The following is a 20,331-nucleotide window of genomic DNA, read 5'->3' as shown; positions in this document are numbered from 1 at the left end:
CCCGGCCCGGCGCCCCCCGGATTTTCGGTGGCCGGTCGTGGGCCGCGGGCCGTACGGTCCGGGGTATGAACGCGAAGCGCCCCCTGATCGCCGTGCTCACCGGCGCGGGCATCTCGACGGACTCCGGCATCCCCGACTACCGCGGCCCGCAGGGGCTGTGGCAGAAGGACCCGTCGGCGCAGGAGCTGGTCACCATCGGGCCGTACCTGGAGGACCCGGAGGTCCGGCGGCGGGCCTGGCGGATGCGGCTGGAGACGGGCGCGCTGGGCGCCGAGCCGAACGCCGGGCACCGGGCGCTGGTCGACCTGGAGCGCTCCGGGCTGCCGCTGCGGGTGCTCACCCAGAACATCGACGGGCTGCACCAGAGGTCCGGGCTGACCGCCCGCAAGGTGCTCGAACTGCACGGCAACGTGCGGGAGACGCAGTGCCTGCGCTGCCGGGTGGTCGGTTCGATGGCGGACGCGCTGGAGCGGGTCGGGGCGGGCGAGCCGGACCCGGCGTGCCGGGAGTGCGGGGGGATCCTCAAGCCGCGCATCGTGATGTTCGGCGAGAACCTGGACCCGGAGGTGCTCGGGCAGGCCGACGCGGTCGCCCGGGCCTGCGACGTCTTCATCGCGGTCGGCACCAGCCTCCAGGTGTTCCCGGTGGCGGGGCTGCCGTACAACGCGGTGCGGACCGGGGCGAAGCTGATCATCGTGAACGGTGAGCCGACGCCCTACGACGAGGCCGCGGCCGAGGTGATCCGGGAGCCGATCTCGCAGGCGCTGCCGAAGCTGGTGCGCCGACTTGTCCTGGAACGGGCCTGAGCGGGCGCCGGAAGGGTCATGTTCCCGGATGTACCGCGTGCGTACGATGATCTTTCCGGCTTCCCCCCTCCTGGCCTGGAGTGATCGACCGATGACGACGACGGCGAAGTTCGACCCCTGGTCGGCGGCCTTCGTGGCCCACCCGTACGACGCGTACGCCGAACTGCGCGAGCACGCGCCGGTGACGTACTTCGAGCCCACGAACCAGTGGCTCGTCTCGGGCCACGAGGACGTCAGCGCCCTGCTGCGCGACCGGCGGCTCGGCCGCACCTACACCCACCGCTTCAGCCACCAGGAGTTCGGCCGCCCCGAGCCCGACCCGGCGCACGAGCCCTTCCACACCCTCAACGACCACGGGCTGCTCGACCTGGAGGCGCCCGACCACACCCGGCTGCGCCGCCTGGTCTCCAAGGCCTTCACCCCGCGCATGGTCGAGGGCCTGCGCCCCACCGTGCAGCGGCTGGCCGGCGAACTGGTCGACGGGCTGCTCGCGGCCGGCGGCGGCGACCTGATCTCCGCCGTCGCCGAGCCGCTGCCGGTCGCCGTGATCGCCGAGATGCTCGGCGTGCCGGAGGCCGACCGCCACCTGCTGCGGCCGTGGTCCGCCGACATCACCGGGATGTTCGAGCTCAACCCCACCGAGGAGACCGCCCGCCGGGCCGTCACCGCGAGCATCGAGTTCTCCGACTACCTGCGCACCCTGATCCGCGAGCGCCGGGGCAACCCGGGGACGGACCTGATCAGCGCGCTCATCCAGGCCCAGGAGGGCTCCGACGCGCTCAGCGAGCAGGAGATGATCTCCACCTGCGTGCTGCTGCTCAACGCCGGCCACGAGGCGACCGTCAACACCACCGGCAACGGCTGGTGGGCGCTGTTCCGCAACCCCGGGGAGCTCGCCCGGCTGCGCGGCTCGGTGGACGCACTGCTGCCCACCGCGATCGAGGAGCTGATGCGCTGGGACACCCCGCTGCAGATGTTCGAGCGCTGGGTGCTGGAGGACATCGAGGTCCGCGGCGTCACCATCCCGCGCGGCGCCGAGATCGCCCTGCTCTTCGGCTCCGCCAACCGCGACCCCGAGCGCTTCGCCGACCCGGACCGCCTCGACCTCGGCCGCACCGACAACCCGCACATCACCTTCGGCGCCGGAATCCACTTCTGTCTGGGCGCCCCGCTCGCCAGACTGGAGCTCACCGAGTCCTACGGCACGCTGCTGCGCCGGGCCCCGGGCCTGCGGCTGGTCCGCGAGCCCGAGTGGAACCCGGGCTACGTGATCCGCGGGCTCAAGGAGCTGTTGGTCGAGGTGTGACGGGAAGAGGGGGGAGCTGCCGTGGGCAAGGCGACGGGGGCACTGCTGGGGCTGGCGATCGGCGACGCGATGGGCCGGCCGACCGAGTTCCAGGACATCGAGCGGATCGCCGCCGACCATCCGGACTGGCGGCGGCTCCCGCTGCCGAAGAAGGCGCTGGTCACCGACGACACCCAGATGACGCTCGCCCTCGCCCGCGGCCTGCGCACCGCCCTGGCGCGCGGGACCCTGACGCCCCTGCGGCTGGAACGGCCGGTCCGCGAGGAGTTCGTCGACTGGTGGCGCTCCCCGCAGAACAACCGCGCCCCCGGCATGACCTGCCTGCGGGCCTGCCAGCGGCTCAGCCACGACGAGTACCGCTGGCAGCAGGCCAGCGACGTCGGCTCCAAGGGCTGCGGCGCCAACATGCGGGTCGCCCCGGTCGGGCTGATCCGCGACCTGGACGCCCGGCAGCTCTCCGGCGCCGCCCAGCTGCAGTCCGCGCTCACCCACGGCCACCCGACCGCGCTCGCCGCCAGTGACCTCACCGCGTACGCCGTGCGCAAGCTCGCCGAGGGCGTCCCGCCCGCCGCACTGCCCGCGGTGCTGCGGGCGTACGCGCTGGCGAGCCGCGAGCGGTACGACGCGTTCTGGCTCGGCGACCTCGCCGCGCGCTGGTACGGGGCCTCCCCGCAGGCCGTCATCGCCCGCGGCTGGGACGAGTGCCTCCAGGTGCTCGACCGGCTGGACGCGGCGCTCGCCGCCCCCGACGTCGAGGCCGACCCGTGCCTGGCCACCGGCGAGGGCTGGGTCGCCGAGGAGGCCTTCGGTACCGGCCTGCTCTGCTTCCTGCTGCTGCCCGACGACCCGGTGGCGGCCGTCCGCCGGGCCGCCTGCTCCAGCGGCGACTCCGACTCGCTGGCCTGCCTGACCGGCGCCTTCGCCGGCGCCCACCACGGCGAGGCGGCCTGGCCGGCCGACTGGGTGGAGCGGATCGAGCACCGGGACGAACTGCTGGAGTTCGGAGCGCTCTGGGACTGATCCGGGGCACGCCGGCCGGGCGGAACCGGTGGGCGGGGCGGCGCGTCGAAGGGCCATGACGAACCGCAGCACCGCAACCCGTCGCACCCTCCGCCGCCCGGCGGCGCTGCTCCTCGCGGCCGCGCTCGCCACGCCGCTGCTCGCCGGCTGCGGCAGCACCGGGGCCGCCGCGCCCGTGGAGCTCCGGGCGTCCGCGCCCGTGAGCCGGCCGGCCGTCGACCCGGCCCAGGTGGCCGCCACCGCGAGCGCCACCGACGCCTTCGGCCTGGACCTGCTGCACGCCCTGACCAGCGAGCCGGACGCCGCCGGGAGCAACCTCGTGGTCTCCCCGTCCGGCCTGGCCACCCTGCTCGCCATGCTGCTGCCCGGAGCCCGCGGCGCCACCGCCGGGGAACTGGCCGAGGCCCTGCACACCGGGCTCGACCCGCGGCAGTACGCGCTCGCCACCGGCGCGCTGAACCGGCCGGTCCCGGCCACCGACAAGCTGACCCTGCGCCGCAGCGACGACGTCTGGACCCAGCAGGGCCTGGCCGTCGAGCCGGACTACCTCGCCACCCTCGCCGCCGCCTTCGACGCCGGGGTCCACCAGGCCGACTTCGCCAAGGACCCGGACGGGGCCCGCAAGACCGTCAACGCGGCCGTGGAGAAGGCCACCGACGGCCGGATCAAGGAGCTGTTCGGCTCGAACGGGATCACGTCGAGCACCCGGCTGGTGCTCACCGACGCGCTGTACCTCAAGGCGAAGTGGGCCTCCGCCTTCAAGCCCTTGCTCACCGCCGACCGCCCGTTCCACAAGCTCGACGGCTCCGCCCCGGCCGTCCCCACGATGGGGCAGACCGGGGAGTTCAAGTACGCCGACGGCTCCGGCGGGATCGTCGGCGAGCCCTGGCAGGCCGTCGAACTGCCCTACGCGGAGGGCGGGCTGGTGATGGACCTGATCGTCCCCGCGCAGGGCGGCTTCGCCGCGTTCGCCAAGGGCCTGGACCAGCCCCAGCTCGACCGCGTCCTCGGGGCCCTCGCCGAGCGGCCGGTCGACCTCCGGCTGCCGCGCTTCCACTTCGGCACCTCGAAGGAGCTCACCCCCGCGCTGCGCTCGCTCGGTGTGCGGGCGGCCTTCGACGCGGCCGACTTCGGCGGCATCGCCAAGGACCCGCTGGCCGTCGGCACGGTGGTGCAGAAGGCCACGATCGAGGTCGGCGAGGACGGCACGGTCGCGGCGGCCGGCAGCGGTGTCGGGATGGAGGTGATGGCGGCGCCGAACGTCGAACGGCCGGTCCAGGTGCACATCGACCGGCCGTTCCTGTTCCTGATCCGGGACGCCCGGGGCGGCGCGCCGCTGTTCCTCGGCCAGGTCACCGACCCGCAGGCGGGGTAGTCACCGGGCCGGGTGGTCACCAGGCGGGGTAGCGCCCGCCGAGCCCGGGGTGCAGCGGGTCGCGGCTGCCGAACAGCACCAGCAGGTCGTCGGCGACCTGCCGCAGCTCGGCCCGGCCCTCGACCGCCCCGGCCCACTCGGGGGGCAGTGCCGCGGCGCCGTACGCGGCCCCGACCAGGTTGCCGCAGACCGCGCCGGTCGAGTCGCTGTCCCCCGAGTGGTTCACCGACAGCAGCAGCGCGGTGCGCACCGGGTCGGGGTCCAGAGTGGCCGCCAGCAGCGAGTACACCGCGATGGCCAGGCACTCCTCGGCGGTCCAGCCGAGCCCGACCCGCTCCACCGTCTCCGCGGCCGGCTCGGCCTCCTGGGCCAGCCGCACCGCTCGGGCCAGCGCCTGGACGGTCTCCTTGGAACTCGGCAGTTCGCGGATCTGCTCCACCGTCTCGCCGACCGCCGCCCACGGCTCGGTGCCGTCCGCGAGCCGCTCGACCAGGGCCGCGAAGGCGCCGGCCGCGAGGTAGCCGGTCGGGTGTCCGTGGGTGAGCTGGGCGCACTGCACCGCCAGCCCGAAGGACTGCTCGACACCGAGCCGGGCCAGCCCGAACGGCGCCGAGCGCATCACCGTGCCGCAGCCCTTGGAACCCGGGTTGATCGGCCCCAGCAGCCCGATCGCGGACGGCGCCTCGAACACCGGATGCTCGGCCACCCCGCTCAGGCAGGCGTTGCCGGGCGCCCGCCGCGCGTACAGGAAGGGCCGGCTCAGCAGCCAGCCGTCGTACGGGCGGGGCTGCGGCTCGGTGTCCGGTGCGCCCTGGTACTGGGTCCGCAGCCAGCGCCGGTAGGCGCCGTGGACGGCCTCCGGCACCGAGCCGCCGCCGCCCGTCCAGCCGCGGACGAAGCCGCGGATCAGGCCCTCGGCGGTGAACAGCGTCATCTGGGTGTCGTCGGTGACCTCGACCGGCTCGGGCCCGGCCGGCAGCGTGGTCACGCCCTGCGGCCCGAACCGGTCCCGGATCTGGTGGAGTTGCTGGAACTCCACCGGCCAGCCCAGCGCATCGCCGATCGCTCCGCCGAGCAGCGCTCCGCGCACCCGGTCCCGGTACCCCGACTCCGCCGCCGGATCCGTCACGTCGCGTCCCCCTTCGTTCGTGGCGGACTACGTTCTATCAGGTCCCCGGGGAATGATCGGCGGGACGGGCCCTACCGCCGGATCGCACCGGCGCGTCCGTGCAGCGCGGCCCGGTCGGCGGCGGCGCGTCCGGCCGCCCAGCCCACGCCGTCGCTGACCCGCACCCGCTGCGAGACCAGCTTCGGGAACAGCCGGTCGACCTGCTCGTCCACCGCCTCGGAGCGGGCGGCGAGCGCGGGCAGCAGCCGCTCGTCCGGCAGCAGCTGCTCCTCGGTGCCGTCCTCGCGCAGGTGCCGGCCGGCCGCGGCGGCGCTGGTGGCGCGCTCGGTCGCGGCGGTCAGCCGCTCGCGGATCCGCGCCGCGTACGCGACCAGGAAGGACTGCCGGAACGCCTTGCTGCGCGAGTCCTTGCGGGAGCCGGCCTTGTTGAGCGCGTGGGTGGCCTGCACCAGCAGCGAGGTGTAGAGCAGCTCGACGCCGTCCAGGTCGCCGTCGAAGCCGACCACGGTGCAGAAGCCGAACTCCTTCGCCCACACCACCCGACACCGGTTGGCCGCCGCGACCGCGTCCAGCAGCATCGTCTTGGGACCCTCGTACGGGTTGTCCACCCCGATCCGCAGTGCCGCCGGGGTGTCGCGGTCGGCGCCGGCCGCGGCCAGCAGCGCGTCGTCGATGCTGTGCTGGGCCATCAGCTGCTGGGCCTTGGCGGTCAGCGCCTCGGCCTCCTCCGGGTACTCGGTGGACTCGGCCTTGGCCAGCAGCGCCCGGATCCGCGCCAGCATCCGCGGCTCGCCGGTCACCGGCGCCGAGTGCCGCCCCCGGACGGCCTGCCCGGGGGCGGGCCCCACCGGGGCGATCGGCGGCAGCCGGCCCCAGGTGCGCAGCAGCTCCAGGACGGCGGTGGCGAGCGCGAAGCGGTCCAGCCGGTGCCGGTGGGCGAAGGCGCCGAGGTACTCCTCGTCGCCGGACCACCACACCTCGGCCTCCAGCTCGCGCAGCTGCTCCCGCCAGCGCCGGTCCAGGCCGGCCGCGGGGTGGCGGCGGTCCTCGGCGGCGATCAGGTCCACCGCGAGGGCCAGGTGGACGGGCTGCAGCTCGCGCCGCACCACCCGGGCCAGGTCGGCCGGCCGCCATCCGGCGGACCAGCAGCGGCCGACGGCGGTGTCCGCGTGGCCGAGCACCGCCCGGCTCACCTCGGGCCACTGCCCGGCCGAGGCGGCCAGCAGCGAGGCCCCGGTGTCCAGGGCGAGGTCCAGTGCGTCCTCCGGTGCCGTCAGCACCGACCGCACCGCCTGCTCCAGCAGCGGCCCGGCGGTCCCGGCCTGCTGCGCGCGCTCGCCCACGGTGTGTCCCTGCTCTCCTCGACGGTCCGGCCTCCTGCCCATGATGCCGGAGCCGCGGCGAAGACCGTCCGGCGCTCGGGCCGGCGGGGCCCGCGGCTCAGCGCTCGATGGCCTTGGCCAGGATCTCCGGCGTGCGCTCCAGCAGCCGGCCCGCGGCCATCCGCACGCCCAGCGTCGCGACCAGGGCGCCGTACAGCGGGCCGATCAGCAGCACCGGCCAGCTCGGCCCGTCCGAGACCAGCGCCCAGGCGAGGTAGCCGCCGACCGGCAGTGCCAGCACCGTGACGCCGAGCATCGAGCCGAACTGGTTGAGCAGGATCAGCCCGCCCTGTCCGGGGGCGGCGTTGCGCATCGGGTTGCTGTCGGCCGGCATGGTGTAGGGCGCCAGCACGCTGAACATCGAGCCCAGCGCGATCCCGCAGCCGAGGAGGGTCAGCGCCAGGCCGAGCGCGGACGCCAGCTCGCCCCACCGGCCGGTGACGGCCGCCAGCACCAGCCCCAGCACCACCGTCACCGGGACGGCGTACGACAGCACCGCGTACGCCCGGCCGCGCAGCTCGGACCGGGCGTCGGCCGGGGTGCGCAGGGTGGCGGCGACCATCCAGAACGCCGAGCCGTCCATGCCGAACAGGTTGAGCATCTGCAGCCCGAGGAACACCCCGGTCATCGCCAGCAGGTAGACGCTCGCCCAGCCCTGGACCATCGACAGCACGCAGATCACCAGCGTCATCCCGATGCTGGTGAACAGCGCGGCCTTGGCCCGCGGCTCGCGCCAGGCGTACCGCAGGTGGCGCTGCATCACCGCGCCGGTGCGGCCCTGGGGCAGGAAGCGCCAGCCGCGCGAGTTCTGCACCCCCCGGGCCACCTCCAGGGTGGAGGAGTCGGCGGTGACCATCAGCTCCTGCAGGCTCCGCCGCCACCAGCGCAGCAGCAGTGCCAGCAGCGCGGCGGCCGCGGCGAGCTGGAGCAGCGCGAGCCCGTACCGGCCCTCGCCGGCGGTGCGCGGCGCGTCCGCCGCGCTGATCGGCGGGATCCAGCGCAGCACCGAGGCGATCGGCTTCAGCGGGGTGAGGTCGATCGGTCCGCCCCGACGGCCGAGGATGCTCTGCGAGCCGACGTTGGCGACCTGCACCAGGAGCGCGAAGGCCAGCCCGCCGAAGATCGCGAAGTCCTTGCCGCGCCGACTGGAGAGCATCCGGGCGTTGCCCGCCGCGACCGCCCGGGAGAGCGTGACCAGGCAGAGCACCGCGAGCGGCACGGCGGGCACCGCGACCGCGGCCGAGGCGCCGCCGGCCGCGCCGGCCAGCACCGCGCCGGTCACCAGCACCAGGCTGATCAGCGGCCCCGGTCCGATCAGCGCGGCCAGCAGCGAGCCGCGCAGCAGCGGGCCGGGCCGCAGCGGCAGCATGGTCAGCCGGGTCGGGTCGGCGCTCTCGTCGCTGGAGAAGAGGAACAGCGGCAGGGCGGCCCAGCCCAGGGCCAGCACGCCGAGCAGCATCACCCCGGCGTCCCCGGAGCCCGCGTAGCGCCCGTTCAGCGCGCTCATGGCGACGGCGACGCCGGCCGCGAGGGCCAGGCCCGCGACGCCGCCGATCACGTAGACGGTGGTCCGGCCGGGGCTGCGCCGCAGCCCGTTGCGCAGCAGCCGCAGCTTGAGCGCGACCAGGGCGCGCACCACCGTCCGCCCGTCGGGCACCGAGGCCGTGCGCGTGGCCTCGCTCCGCTCGGTCACAGGGCACCCCCGGGCTGCCCGCCGCCGAGCCAGCCGAGCGCCTGCCCGTCGTCCTCGCGCACGCCGATCAGGTCCAGGAAGGCCTCGTGCAGGCTGCGCCCGCCCCGTACGGCGTCCAGCGGCCCCTGGGCGATCACCTGGCCGGCGTTGACCACGGCGACCCAGTCGCAGAGCTGTTCGACCAGTTCCATCACGTGGCTGGAGAAGACCACCGTGGAGCCGGCCGCCGCGTACCGCTTGAGCACGCCGCGGATGGTCTGGGCGGAGACCGGGTCGACGCCCTCGAAGGGCTCGTCCAGGAACAGCACGTCCGGGTTGTGCAGCAGCGCCGCGGCCAGGCCGATCTTCTTGCGCATGCCGGTGGAGTAGTCGGCGACCAGCTTGTCGGAGTCGCGGCCGAGGTCCAGGACGGCCAGCAGCTCCTCGGCCCGCCGGTCCACCTCGGCGCCGGGCAGGCCGCGCAGCCGCCCGGTGTACTGGAGCAGCTCGCGCCCGCTGAGCCGCTCGAACATCCGCAGGCCCTCGGGCAGGATGCCGATCCGCGCCTTGACCGTGACCGGGTCCGCCCACACGTCGGTGCCGTGCACCAGGACGGTGCCCTGGTCGGGCCGGAGCAGCCCGGTGACCATCGACAGCGTGGTGGTCTTGCCGGCACCGTTCGGTCCGACCAGGCCGATGAACGCCCCGGCCGGCAGTTCCAGACTCAGCCCGGCCACCGCGGCCTGGGTGCCGAAGTGCTTCCAGAGCCCCTGGATGCTGACGGCGGACGGGGTTCCCGGCCCGGAGAGGTCGGAGGACGGCGGCGCTGACGCCTGCATGGCGGCCTTCTCTGCTCGTGGTGGTGGAGTGGTGGGCATCGTGCTGGTGGAAGCCCTCGGGGCTCAGCCTGTCACTGCTCGAACAGGCTGTCGCCCGAGTTGAGCATCCCCTGAGCACATCCGCCGAACGGGTGAGGCACGCCGACCAATATCCTCTTCTCGGCGGCTACTGGGCCGATTTGGCAACTACTCAGTTCGGCCGTTCGTCCTGCACTATGAGGAAGCAGTGACGTGCGCGGGGGTGCCGCGCTACCGGGAGGTGGCGGATGTCCGTACAACCATGGGGCGAGCCCGGTTCCGGCTATCCGCCCGGCAAGCGGTCGGCGGGGGGCTGGCAGCCGGTGCCCGCGCCCGCGGTGTCGTCGCAGGCGGCGATGCGGGCGGGCCACGCGGACCGGGACCGGACGCTCGACGTGCTCAAGGCCGCGTTCGCCGAGGGGCGGCTCTCCGTCCAGGAGTACGAGCAGCGCCACGAGGCCGTGGCCGCGGCGCAGACCTACGGTCAGCTGGCCGTGCTGGTGGCCGACCTGCCCTCCGGGCCGATGACGGCGCCGCCGGCCGCCGCCGCCACGCCGGTTCCGGCCACCTTCATGGCCGTCCCGCCGCCGGTGCAGGCCCGCCCCACCAACGTGCTCGCCGTGGTCTCCCTGGTGGCCAGTCTGGTCGGCCTCTCCGCGCCCGCCGTGATCACCGGCCACATCGCCCGCTCGGAGATCCGCCGCCGCAACATGGACGGCGACTGGGCGGCCGTCCTCGGCCTGGTCATCGGCTACCTGGGGTGCGCGTTCTGGACCCTGATGATCCTCCTCGGCTTCGCCTGAGGCCCACCCGGTCGGGTGATCCCACGGCGGTCGGCCGTTCTTCCCGATGGGGCCTTCCTCAGACGGAGGACCTATGATGCCCGGGGCTGCCGCCGCGCACCCGGAAGCAGTACGTTCTCCGTCACCGGCCGACGCCGAAGGGCCGGGCGGGCCGAGCGAGCGACCACGAGCTGAGGACCGTGCCAGTGACAGTCAGTGCCCAAGAGGCCTCCAGGATCCCGCCGAGCGGAGGGCGTTCGCTGGTCGGTGGATCCGCGGGCCGCTCCGTGGCCCGGCTCCGGACGTCGGCTCCGGCACTGCTCGCGGGCGAGGCCGTGGTCTCCTTCCTGGCCGCCCTGGTGCTCCCGCTGATGGCGCGCGGCTTCCAGATGGACCCGCTGAACCGGATCGCCCAGGTGAGCGGTCTCGCCGCGGTGCAGCTGCGGTTCGCGGTCATCGGCTTCCTCCTGCTCGGCGCGGTCGTGCTCGCGATGCGCTTCCGCTCGGGCCGGCACTTCGGCCTGGCGTCCCGTTTCTCCTCGGCCGCCATCGCCGGTCTCGCCAGCGGCTTCGTGGCGGCCGGCGCGGTCATCGCGCTGCTCGGCACGCCCTGGCCGATGTTCGGCATGAACGGCGACAGCCAGCGCATCGTCGAGTGGGCCCACGCGGTGGTGAACGGTCAGCCCTCGGGCTCGCCGGTCTACCCGCCGGCGCCGCTCTACACCCTGGGCTTCTACGCGGAGCTGTTCCGCGGCGGCAACACCGCGTACGCCTTCAAGGACCTGCAGATCTTCGGTGCCGCCGCGTTCGGCCCGCTGGTCTACCTCTCGTGGCGCATGCTGCTCAGCCCGGTCCGCGCACTGGCCTTCGGCGTGCTGCCGGCCTTCGCCCTGATCGACGCCTACAAGCCGTACAGCCAGACCGTGCTGGTGGTCCTGGTGCCCGTGCTGGTCGCCGTGGTGGTGCACCTGCGCCGGAGCGGGACGGACGGCTGGCGGCTGCTGCTGCTGAAGGCGGGCGGCTTCGGGGCGTTGCTGGGCCTGATGTTCCTCACGTACTCCGGCTGGTTCCTGTGGAGCGCCCTCGGCGTGCTGGTCGCGGCGCTGATGTACTTCCCCTGGCACGAAGACCGGCGCAAGGGCCTGGCGTACCTCGGCACCACCGGGGCCGCCTTCCTGCTGGTCTGCGGCAGCTACCTGGTGACCATGCTGACGGAGGCCCCGGACACCAAGGACTCCAACTTCCGCTTCGACAACTTCACCGATCCGGCGTACTTCCTGATGTGGCGTACGGACATGCCGGGCAAGGTGGGGGACTGGCCGATCCCCGGCGAGTTCGGCGGCATGGACCTGTTCGCGGTGGTGATGTTCGTCGCACTGGGCGCGGCCCTCTGGCTGGGCATCCGCAAGCCGGTGATCGTCACCATCAGCTGCATGTTCGCGAGCGCCTGGGTGATGCGGATGTTCATCGCCTCGCACATGTACGAGACGCAGACGGTCCAGCTCTACACCCGGACCAACAACCAGCTGCTCTACTGCGGCCTGCTGCTCTGCGCCCTGCTCGCCCACCTGGTCTCGCTCCGGCTGGCCGAGCGCCGCCGGGCCGCGGAGGCCGCCGGTACCGCCGGAACGGCCCTGCCGGGCCCGCAGGCGGCCGTGATCGGTACGCTGTTCGCTCTTCTCTTCCTGTTCGGTACGGTCTCCTCGTCGATGGCGGACCGCTACATGCCGGCGAAGGAGGACACCTACCGCATCCTGCCGTGGGTGTCGCACACCATGCAGAACCTCGACGGCACCTGCCCGAAGTTCGCGCCGGGTGGGCAGTGCTCCAAGACCGGTGACCAGTCATGGCTCAGCATGATCAAGTAACCAGTTCCCGCCCATGAGCCCGAACTGACCCCGAAGGCCCAATCCTGATGATGATCACCGCCGTCAAGAGCCTCGCCGACCGGCTCGTCTCCTCACCGAGGCGTCTGTGGGTCGTGGCGTTCGCGATCCTGTTCGCACTGAGTGGGGCCTGGGCGTTCGCTTCGCCGACCGGTGCCTCGCCGGACGAGCACGCACACCTGATCCGGGCGGCGGCCGTCGCCCGAGGCCAGGTCGAGGGACGGGAGGTCATGGTCCCGCACCTGGTGGGCGGCATCGAGGGCCAGTTCGCCGAGACCGGGGTCGAGCTCCCGCGCATCTACCAGGACCTCAAGGACGTCAACAGCTGCTACGTCTTCAAGCCCGAGCAGCCGGCCTCCTGCGCGCCCCGGCTCGTGGACCGTCCGGGGGAGACCCTGGTGACCACCGCGGCGGGCCGCTACCACCCGGCGTACTACTTCGCGGTGGGCTGGCCCAGCCTCCTGGTCCACGGGGCCAAGGCCTTCTACCTGATGCGCCTGATGTCGGCGCTGATCTGCTCCGCCCTGGTGGCGAGCGCGGTGGTCTCGGCGGCGGAGTGGCGGCGGCGCTCCTTCACCCTGCTCGGCGTGATCACCGCGGCCACGCCGATGGCGCTGTTCCTGTTCGGCGTGGTCAACCCGAGCGGTCCGGAGATCGCGGCGGGCATCCTGGTCTGGAGCGCCGGGCTGCCGATGCTGATGAGCCCGGACCCGCTCCTGCTGAACCGCCGGCTGGCGCGGTTGGGCATCGGCGCGCTGGTGCTGATCAGCATCCGCCCGCTGGGCCTGATCTGGTTCGCCGGGGCCCTGTTCTTCGCGCTGCTGCTGGGCCAGAAGGGGGCGGTGCGCGAAGTGCTCCGCCGCAAGGTGACCTGGCTCTGGGGCGGCCTGGCGGCGGCGGGGGCCGTCGCGGCCCTGGCCTGGTCGTCGAGCCACCCGGACAACTCGATCATCAACACCCCGAGCGACCTCACCCCGCTCGCCGCGGCCCGGAAGACCTTCGACTTCGGCCTGCTCTACATGAAGCAGATGATCGGCTACTTCGGCTGGCTGGACGCCGAGGCGCCGGCCGCGACGCTGCTGGTCTGGTGCGGTGTGGCGCTCGCCCTGGCGATGTTCGCGCTCTGCTACGCCCGGTTCCGCGACGCCCTGGCGATCGTCGGCGTGATGGCCGGCATCGTGGTGATACCGATAGCGGCACAGGCCATGCAGGCGCGCCAGCTGGGCATGATCTGGCAGGGCCGCTACCTGCTGCCGTTCGCCGTCGGACTGCCGATCCTGTGCGCCGCGATCTGCCACGAGCGGCTGCCCTGGGGCGGCTTCGCCTGGCGCCGGCTGCTGGTGATCGCCGGCTTCTCGCTGTCCCTGGTCAACGCCGCGGCCTTCCTCTGGGCGCTGCGCCGCAACACCGTCGGCAGCACCGGCCCGCTGCTGATCAACCCGGCCCACTGGTCCCCGCCCGGCACCTGGATGCTCTGGCTGGCCGTGTACACGCTGGCCGCGCTCGCGCTGGGGCTGTTCACGGCGGTGTCGGACAACCGGGAGCGCCCGATGCCGCAGTCGGCCGGGGCGGCCGGCGGCAGCGCCAGCCAGGACCCGCCCCGGCTCGCCGGGGCCCACGCGGAGGCGTAGGGTCGCGGTGCGGGGGCTGCCCGGTTGTGGTAGGGAGCCCCGCCCCGGCCCGGTTCCCGGCCCGCTTTCGGTGCAAGCCCCGCGACCTGCGGCGTTGCATTTGTTTTGACCGAGCCCGATGCGCTAGGTACGCTCTGACCTTGTGCCTGGGGTGTCCCCGGGTCCTTGTGCGTGCATGCACACCGGTCGCCGCGCCGAGCCGGAGCGCTTCCCAGCGCGCCGCGCGTAGAGCGCCGTCGCTGTACAGCAGCCATGGGATTCCGTGTCGTAACAAGCCCAACACACCCGACCGCGTGGGTCGACCACGGGGCCGTGTGCGAGGGAGACATCGCAGGTTAGTTCCACCAAGCCTTGGCACACAGAAAACGGAGAAACGGTGCCTACGATCCAGCAGCTGGTCCGAAAGGGCCGGCAGGACAAGGTCGAGAAGAACAAGACTCCCGCGCTGAAGGGTTCCCCGCAGCGCCGTGGGGTCTGCACGCGTGTGTACACGACCACCCCGAAGAAGCCGAACTCGGCTCTCCGCAAGGTCGCCCGTGTGCGCCTCACCAGCGGGATCGAGGTCACCGCTTACATCCCGGGCGAGGGCCACAACCTGCAGGAGCACTCCATCGTGCTGGTGCGCGGTGGTCGTGTGAAGGACCTTCCTGGTGTCCGCTACAAGATCATCCGCGGTTCGCTCGACACCCAGGGTGTCAAGAACCGCAAGCAGGCCCGCAGCCGCTACGGCGCCAAGAAGGAGAAGTAAGAATGCCTCGTAAGGGCCCCGCCCCGAAGCGCCCGGTCATCATCGACCCGGTTTACGGCTCCCCGGTCGTCACCCAGCTGGTCAACAAGATCCTGCTGCACGGCAAGCGCTCCACCGCCGAGCGGATCGTCTACGGCGCCCTCGAGGGCGTCCGTGAGAAGACCGGCTCGGACCCGGTCGTCACGCTGAAGCGCGCGCTGGAGAACGTCAAGCCGGCCCTCGAGGTCAAGTCCCGCCGTGTCGGTGGCGCGACCTACCAGGTTCCGGTCGAGGTCCGTCCGGGCCGCGCCAGCACCCTGGCGCTGCGCTGGATGGTCGGTTACTCCCGCGCCCGTCGCGAGAAGACCATGACCGAGCGCCTGATGAACGAGATCCTCGACGCCAGCAACGGCCTGGGCGCTTCCGTGAAGCGTCGTGAGGACACCCACAAGATGGCCGAGTCCAACAAGGCCTTCGCGCACTACCGCTGGTAGTCCCTACCCCGTCACTAGACAGAGAGAGAACGAGCCACCATGGCTGCAACCTCCCTTGACCTCGCCAGGGTCCGCAACATCGGGATCATGGCGCACATCGACGCGGGCAAGACCACCACCACCGAGCGGATCCTGTTCTACACCGGTGTCTCGTACAAGATCGGTGAGGTCCACGATGGCGCTGCCACCATGGACTGGATGGAGCAGGAGCAGGAGCGCGGCATCACGATCACGTCGGCCGCGACGACCTGTCACTGGACCGTTGACGACGTCGACAACACCATCAACATCATCGACACCCCGGGCCACGTCGACTTCACCGTCGAGGTGGAGCGTTCGCTGCGCGTCCTCGACGGTGCCGTGACGGTGTTCGACGGTGTCGCCGGTGTCGAGCCCCAGTCCGAGACCGTGTGGCGGCAGGCTGACCGCTACGGCGTCCCGCGCATCTGCTTCATCAACAAGCTGGACCGCACGGGCGCGAACTTCTTCTTCTGCGTCAAGACCATCGTGGACCGCCTCGGCGCCACCCCGCTGGTCATGCAGCTGCCGATCGGTGCCGAGTCGGACTTCCAGGGCGTTGTCGACCTGGTCCGCATGAAGGCGCTGGTCTGGTCCGCCGAGGCCGCCAAGGGCGAGATGTACGACGTCGTCGACATCCCGGCCGACCTGCAGGAGCAGGCCGAGGAGTACCGCGAGGCGCTCATCGACACGGTCTCGAACGTCAGCGACGAGATCATGGAGCTCGCCCTGGAGGGCGAGGAGATCCCGGTCGAGCTGCTGCAGGACGCGATCCGCAAGGGCACCCTGAACTCGGACTTCACCCCGATCTTCTGCGGTACCGCCTTCAAGAACAAGGGCGTTCAGCCCCTGCTCGACGCGGTCGTCAAGTACCTGCCGTCGCCGCTGGACATCGAGTCCATCGAGGGCACCAAGCCCGGCGACGACACGGTCAAGATCTCCCGCAAGGCCTCGGACGACGAGCCGCTCGCCGCGCTCGCGTTCAAGATCATGTCGGACCCGCACCTCGGCAAGCTCACCTTCGTCCGGGTCTACTCGGGCCGCCTGGAGTCCGGCACCTCGGTGCTGAACGCCGTCAAGGGCAAGAAGGAGCGCATCGGCAAGATCTACCGCATGCACGCGAACAAGCGTGAGGAGATCGACTCGGTGGGCGCCGGCGACATCATCGCCGTCATGGGCCTGAAGCAGACCACCACCGGTGAGACGCTGTCCGACGAGAAGAACCCGGTCATCCTGGAGTCCATGGACTTCCCGGCCCCGGTCATCCGCGTCGCGATCGAGCCCAAGTCCAAGGGTGACCAGGAGAAGCTGGGTGTTGCCATCCAGCGTCTCGCCGAGGAGGACCCGTCCTTCCAGGTCAACACGGACGAGGAGACCGGCCAGACCATCATCGCGGGTATGGGCGAGCTGCACCTCGAGGTGCTGGTCGACCGTATGCGCCGTGAGTTCAAGGTCGAGGCCAACGTCGGCAAGCCGCAGGTCGCGTACCGCGAGACCATCCGCCAGGCGGTCGAGCGCATCGACTACACCCACAAGAAGCAGACCGGTGGTTCCGGTCAGTTCGCCAAGGTGCAGATCGCGATCGAGCCGCTCGAGCAGGCCGAGGGCTACGAGTTCGTCAACAAGGTCACCGGTGGCCGTGTTCCGCGCGAGTACATCCCGTCGGTCGACGCCGGTTGCCAGGAGGCCATGGAGTTCGGCATCCTCGCCGGCTACCCGCTGCAGGGTGTCCGCGTGAGCCTGCTCGACGGTCAGGCGCACGACGTCGACTCCTCCGAGCTCGCGTTCAAGATCGCCGGTTCGATGGCGTTCAAGGAAGGCGCGCGGAAGGCCAAGCCGGTCCTCCTCGAGCCGATGATGGCCGTCGAGGTCACCACGCCCGAGGACTACATGGGCGACGTGATCGGCGACATCAACTCTCGCCGTGGCCAGATCCGGTCCATGGACGAGCGTCACGGTGCCCGCGTCGTCACGGCGCTGGTGCCCCTCTCCGAGATGTTCGGCTACGTCGGTGACCTGCGCAGCAAGACCTCTGGTCGCGCGAGCTACTCGATGCAGTTCGACTCGTACGCCGAGGTTCCGAAGAACGTGGCGGACGACATCATCGCCAAGGCCAAGGGCGAGTGACGTCCCGATAATCGGGACGATAGCGAAGCCTTAGGCTATTCGGAGGCAACCCGGGAGGATCCGGTCGGATCCTCCCGGGAGCCTCCGGCCCCCCCACCAGCGGGACGGCACGGGATGTCCTCCGGACAACCCGCACCAAAACCGATCAAAGACCAACTGGCGTCAGCACGGCGTACAGGAACTGTCCTCAGGAGGACTCAGTGGCGAAGGCGAAGTTCGAGCGGACGAAGCCCCACGTCAACATCGGCACCATCGGTCACATCGACCACGGTAAGACCACGCTGACCGCGGCCATCACCAAGGTGCTGCACGACGCGTACCCGGAGATCAACCCCTTCACGCCGTTCGACCAGATCGACAAGGCGCCGGAGGAGCGGCAGCGCGGTATCACCATCTCCATCGCGCACGTCGAGTACCAGACCGAGGCGCGCCACTACGCCCACGTCGACTGCCCGGGTCACGCCGACTACATCAAGAACATGATCACCGGTGCTGCCCAGATGGACGGCGCCATCCTCGTGGTCGCCGCCACCGACGGCCCGATGCCGCAGACCAAGGAGCACGTCCTCCTGGCCCGCCAGGTCGGCGTTCCGTACATCGTCGTCGCCCTGAACAAGGCCGACATGGTGGACGACGAGGAGATCCTGGAGCTCGTCGAGCTCGAGGTCCGCGAGCTGCTCTCCGAGTACGAGTTCCCGGGCGACGACCTGCCGGTCGTCCGCGTCTCCGCGCTGAAGGCGCTGGAGGGCGACAAGGAGTGGGGCGAGAAGCTCCTCGGCCTGATGCACGCGGTCGACGAGGCCATCCCGACCCCGGCCCGCGCCGTGGACCAGCCGTTCCTGATGCCGATCGAGGACGTCTTCACGATCACCGGTCGTGGCACCGTCGTCACCGGCCGTATCGAGCGTGGCATCCTCAAGGTCAACGAGACTGTCGACATCATCGGCATCAAGGAGACCAAGACCACCACCACGGTCACCGGCATCGAGATGTTCCGCAAGCTGCTCGACGAGGGCCAGGCCGGTGAGAACGTCGGCCTGCTGCTCCGTGGCATCAAGCGCGAGGACGTCGAGCGCGGCCAGGTCATCATCAAGCCGGGTTCGGTTACCCCGCACACCGACTTCGAGGCCCAGTCCTACATCCTGTCGAAGGACGAGGGTGGCCGCCACACCCCGTTCTTCAACAACTACCGCCCGCAGTTCTACTTCCGTACCACGGACGTGACCGGCGTCGTGACCCTCCCCGAGGGCACCGAGATGGTCATGCCGGGCGACAACACCGCCATGACCGTCGCGCTGATCCAGCCGATCGCCATGGAGGAGGGCCTGAAGTTCGCCATCCGTGAGGGTGGCCGCACCGTCGGCGCCGGCCAGGTCACCAAGATCATCAAGTAATCTGATGGTCTGATCTGCCTGCCTCGTACAGGCTCAGTCCGAAGGGCCCCGCGCACCGCACGGTGCGCGGGGCCCTTCGGCGTCTCATCAGCGGTTCACCGGAGCGCGCCGCCCTTCACCGGCCGCTCATCGCAGACTGTTAAGGTCGGGCGACATCCAGCCCGGCCGTCGTGGAAAGTGGGACCAACGCATGTCAACGGCACCGCTGTTGTCGGTCGTGATGCCTATCTACAACGAGCAGGAGGCGCTCCCGCTGACCGTCGAACGGCTGCGGCCGATCCTCGACGGGCTCGACGTGAGCTACGAGGTGGTCGGCGTCGACGACGGCAGCACCGATGTCACCCCGGTGCTGATGCAGAAGATCCGCCAGGACTGGCCGGAGTTCCGCATCGTCCGCTTCGCCCGCAACTCCGGGCACCAGGCCGCCCTCACCGCCGGCCTCCACCGCGCCTTCGGCGACTACGTGGTCTCCATCGACGCCGACCTCCAGGACCCGCCGGAGAAGATCCCCGAGATGCTGGCGCTCGCCCGCGAGCAGAACCTGGACATCGTCTACGGCGTGCGCGGCGACCGCGGCACCGACACCTTCTTCAAGCGGCACACCGCCGGCGGGTACTACCGGCTGATGCGCCGACTGGTCGGCAAGCGGATGCCCAACCAGGCCGGCGACTTCCGGCTGCTCAGCCGGGCGGCCGTGGACGCGCTCAAGGCGATGCCCGAGCACCAGCCGGTCTACCGGCTGCTGGTGCCCTGGCTGGGCTTCCCCAGCGGCGAGGTGGTCTACGTGCGCGAGGAGCGGATCGCGGGGAGCAGCCACTACCCGCTGTCCAAGATGGTCCGGCTCGCGTTCGACAGCGTCACCAACTTCTCCGCCGCCCCGCTGCGACTGGCCACCTGGCTCGGGCTGTTCAGCTTCCTGGTCTGCATCCTGCTGGCGCTCTACACCACGATCGCGTACGCCGTCGGCTCCACCGTGCCCGGCTGGTCCTCGCTGTTCATAGGGATGCTCTTCATCGGCGCCGTGCAGCTGGTCTGCGTCGGCCTGCTGGGCGAGTACGTCGGCCGGATCTACTCGGCGGTCCAGGCGCGGCCCGCGTACTTCGTCGGCTACGACTCGGCCGAGGAGCCGGACCGGTACGGTGCGGGCGCGTGAACGAGAGCCTCCCCACGGCCCGGGACGAGCGCGAGGAGCCCGCCGAGGCACCCCGGCCGGTCCGTCGGCTGCTGCCGTCCTTCCTGGTGATCGGGGTGCTGAGCACCGTCTTCTGCCTGGCGCTGTTCGTGCTGCTGCGGCTGGTGACCTCGCCGCAGGTGGCCAACCTGATCGCGCTGGCGGTCAGCGCGGTGGCCAACACCGCGGCCAACCGCCGCTTCACCTTCGGCATCACCGGCTCGGACGGCGCGGTGCGCCACCAACTACAGGGCGCGGTCGCGTTCCTGATCGGGCTGGGCCTGTCCAGCGGCGCCCTGGCGCTGCTGGACGTGGCGGTGCCGCACGCCTCCCGGACGGTCGAGGTGGCCGGGCTGGTGGTGGCCAACGGCCTCGCCACGGTGGTCCGGTTCGTGCTGGCCAAGGTGTGGGTCTTCCGGACGCCCTGAGCCGGCGCGGGGGAGACGACGACGGAGGGGGCGCGTGCCGTGGCACGCGCCCCCACCGTGTGGGCCGGGCTGCGCTACAGCTGCTTAAGGCAGTCCGGGTTGGGCGTGCAGGCCTTGGAGTGCGGC

17 protein-coding genes are annotated in these 20,331 nt (G+C 71.7%); 13 read left to right on the top strand and 4 right to left on the bottom strand.

All coding sequences use genetic code 11. From position 1 onward, the window contains the following. Positions 1 to 65: 65 nt before the first annotated feature. The 4 genes from ACFWJ4_RS03045 to ACFWJ4_RS03030 all read left to right on the top strand — a co-directional run bounded on the left by ACFWJ4_RS03045 (position 66) and on the right by ACFWJ4_RS03030 (position 4,507). Positions 66 to 806 carry an NAD-dependent deacetylase gene (locus ACFWJ4_RS03045; protein ID WP_380538563.1) on the top strand — a complete coding sequence of 247 codons (741 nt, stop codon included), beginning with the start codon at positions 66 to 68 and terminating at the stop codon, positions 804 to 806. Positions 807 to 897: 91 nt separating this feature from the next. Beyond that, complete coding sequence (locus ACFWJ4_RS03040; RefSeq protein ID WP_380538561.1) at positions 898 to 2,112, top strand: cytochrome P450; 1,215 nt, start codon at positions 898 to 900, stop codon at positions 2,110 to 2,112. A gap of 21 nt (positions 2,113 to 2,133) precedes the next feature. Continuing rightward, positions 2,134 to 3,132 (top strand): ADP-ribosylglycohydrolase family protein, encoded by a 999-nt coding sequence (locus tag ACFWJ4_RS03035; RefSeq protein ID WP_380538559.1) that lies wholly within the window; start codon positions 2,134 to 2,136, stop codon positions 3,130 to 3,132. Between the two features lie 55 nt (positions 3,133 to 3,187). Continuing rightward, complete coding sequence (locus ACFWJ4_RS03030) at positions 3,188 to 4,507, top strand: serpin family protein (RefSeq protein ID WP_380538557.1); 1,320 nt, start codon at positions 3,188 to 3,190, stop codon at positions 4,505 to 4,507. A 16-nt stretch (positions 4,508 to 4,523) separates the two neighbouring features. On the opposite strand, the gene ACFWJ4_RS03025 is transcribed toward ACFWJ4_RS03030, so the two are convergent. From ACFWJ4_RS03025 to ACFWJ4_RS03010, 4 genes are all read right to left on the bottom strand, one after another. Continuing rightward, positions 4,524 to 5,636: an ADP-ribosylglycohydrolase family protein gene (locus ACFWJ4_RS03025; protein ID WP_380538555.1), complete on the bottom strand. Its 1,113-nt coding sequence runs from the start codon at positions 5,634 to 5,636 to the stop codon at positions 4,524 to 4,526. Between the two features lie 71 nt (positions 5,637 to 5,707). Continuing rightward, positions 5,708 to 6,979, bottom strand: a complete 1,272-nt coding sequence (locus ACFWJ4_RS03020) for a DUF2786 domain-containing protein (protein ID WP_380538554.1) — start codon at positions 6,977 to 6,979, stop codon at positions 5,708 to 5,710. A gap of 97 nt (positions 6,980 to 7,076) precedes the next feature. Continuing rightward, positions 7,077 to 8,711, bottom strand: a complete 1,635-nt coding sequence (locus ACFWJ4_RS03015; protein ID WP_380538552.1) for a transporter — start codon at positions 8,709 to 8,711, stop codon at positions 7,077 to 7,079. After that, the gene (locus tag ACFWJ4_RS03010; protein ID WP_380538550.1) at positions 8,708 to 9,529 is read right to left on the bottom strand and encodes an ABC transporter ATP-binding protein; all 822 of its coding nucleotides are present in this window, start codon (positions 9,527 to 9,529) and stop codon (positions 8,708 to 8,710) included. Before ACFWJ4_RS03010 ends, ACFWJ4_RS03015 begins: the two co-directional genes overlap by 4 nt. Positions 9,530 to 9,795: 266 nt before the next feature. On the opposite strand from ACFWJ4_RS03010, the gene ACFWJ4_RS03005 reads away from it, so the two are divergent. The 9 genes from ACFWJ4_RS03005 to ACFWJ4_RS02965 all read left to right on the top strand — a co-directional run bounded on the left by ACFWJ4_RS03005 (position 9,796) and on the right by ACFWJ4_RS02965 (position 20,205). Then, positions 9,796 to 10,350: a DUF1707 and DUF4190 domain-containing protein gene (locus ACFWJ4_RS03005; protein ID WP_380538548.1), complete on the top strand. Its 555-nt coding sequence runs from the start codon at positions 9,796 to 9,798 to the stop codon at positions 10,348 to 10,350. Positions 10,351 to 10,616: 266 nt separating this feature from the next. Continuing rightward, positions 10,617 to 12,197, top strand: a complete 1,581-nt coding sequence (locus tag ACFWJ4_RS03000; RefSeq protein ID WP_380538546.1) for a hypothetical protein — start codon at positions 10,617 to 10,619, stop codon at positions 12,195 to 12,197. A gap of 47 nt (positions 12,198 to 12,244) precedes the next feature. Next, on the top strand, positions 12,245 to 13,846 hold the full coding sequence (locus tag ACFWJ4_RS02995; protein ID WP_380538544.1) for a DUF2142 domain-containing protein: 1,602 nt from the start codon (positions 12,245 to 12,247) through the stop codon (positions 13,844 to 13,846). Positions 13,847 to 14,222: 376 nt separating this feature from the next. Continuing rightward, positions 14,223 to 14,594, top strand: coding sequence for a 30S ribosomal protein S12 (gene rpsL / locus ACFWJ4_RS02990; protein ID WP_014144289.1), 372 nt, complete (start codon positions 14,223 to 14,225; stop codon positions 14,592 to 14,594). A 2-nt stretch (positions 14,595 to 14,596) separates the two neighbouring features. Beyond that, on the top strand, positions 14,597 to 15,067 hold the full coding sequence (rpsG, locus tag ACFWJ4_RS02985) for a 30S ribosomal protein S7 (protein WP_030055803.1): 471 nt from the start codon (positions 14,597 to 14,599) through the stop codon (positions 15,065 to 15,067). A 39-nt stretch (positions 15,068 to 15,106) separates the two neighbouring features. Next, positions 15,107 to 17,212, top strand: a complete 2,106-nt coding sequence (gene fusA / locus ACFWJ4_RS02980; RefSeq protein ID WP_359897523.1) for an elongation factor G — start codon at positions 15,107 to 15,109, stop codon at positions 17,210 to 17,212. 200 nt (positions 17,213 to 17,412) lie between these two features. Beyond that, positions 17,413 to 18,606, top strand: coding sequence for an elongation factor Tu (gene tuf, locus ACFWJ4_RS02975; protein ID WP_359897522.1), 1,194 nt, complete (start codon positions 17,413 to 17,415; stop codon positions 18,604 to 18,606). A 190-nt stretch (positions 18,607 to 18,796) separates the two neighbouring features. Continuing rightward, on the top strand, positions 18,797 to 19,759 hold the full coding sequence (locus tag ACFWJ4_RS02970; RefSeq protein WP_380538542.1) for a glycosyltransferase family 2 protein: 963 nt from the start codon (positions 18,797 to 18,799) through the stop codon (positions 19,757 to 19,759). Continuing rightward, positions 19,756 to 20,205 (top strand): GtrA family protein, encoded by a 450-nt coding sequence (locus ACFWJ4_RS02965; protein ID WP_359897520.1) that lies wholly within the window; start codon positions 19,756 to 19,758, stop codon positions 20,203 to 20,205. The genes ACFWJ4_RS02970 and ACFWJ4_RS02965 overlap by 4 nt, the downstream gene beginning before the upstream one ends. Positions 20,206 to 20,331: the final 126 nt, after the last annotated feature.

The sequence above is a fragment of the Kitasatospora sp. NPDC127067 genome (assembly GCF_042724755.1).
Classification (GTDB): domain Bacteria; phylum Actinomycetota; class Actinomycetes; order Streptomycetales; family Streptomycetaceae; genus Kitasatospora; species Kitasatospora lactacystinica.
This window is presented reverse-complemented; position numbering and strand designations above follow the sequence as displayed.

What these genes read in the sequence shown, in the direction of transcription:
- ACFWJ4_RS03045 (WP_380538563.1), top strand. Translation starts at nt 66, where the DNA reads ATGAACGCGAAGCGCCCCCTGATCGCCGTGCTCACCGGCGCGGGCATC.
- ACFWJ4_RS03040 (WP_380538561.1), top strand. Translation starts at nt 898, where the DNA reads ATGACGACGACGGCGAAGTTCGACCCCTGGTCGGCGGCCTTCGTGGCC.
- ACFWJ4_RS03030 (WP_380538557.1), top strand. Translation starts at nt 3,188, where the DNA reads ATGACGAACCGCAGCACCGCAACCCGTCGCACCCTCCGCCGCCCGGCG.
- ACFWJ4_RS03010 (WP_380538550.1), bottom strand. Translation starts at nt 9,529, where the DNA reads ATGCAGGCGTCAGCGCCGCCGTCCTCCGACCTCTCCGGGCCGGGAACC.
- ACFWJ4_RS03005 (WP_380538548.1), top strand. Translation starts at nt 9,796, where the DNA reads ATGTCCGTACAACCATGGGGCGAGCCCGGTTCCGGCTATCCGCCCGGC.
- ACFWJ4_RS02995 (WP_380538544.1), top strand. Translation starts at nt 12,245, where the DNA reads ATGATGATCACCGCCGTCAAGAGCCTCGCCGACCGGCTCGTCTCCTCA.
- rpsG (WP_030055803.1), top strand. Translation starts at nt 14,597, where the DNA reads ATGCCTCGTAAGGGCCCCGCCCCGAAGCGCCCGGTCATCATCGACCCG.
- fusA (WP_359897523.1), top strand. Translation starts at nt 15,107, where the DNA reads ATGGCTGCAACCTCCCTTGACCTCGCCAGGGTCCGCAACATCGGGATC.
- ACFWJ4_RS02970 (WP_380538542.1), top strand. Translation starts at nt 18,797, where the DNA reads ATGTCAACGGCACCGCTGTTGTCGGTCGTGATGCCTATCTACAACGAG.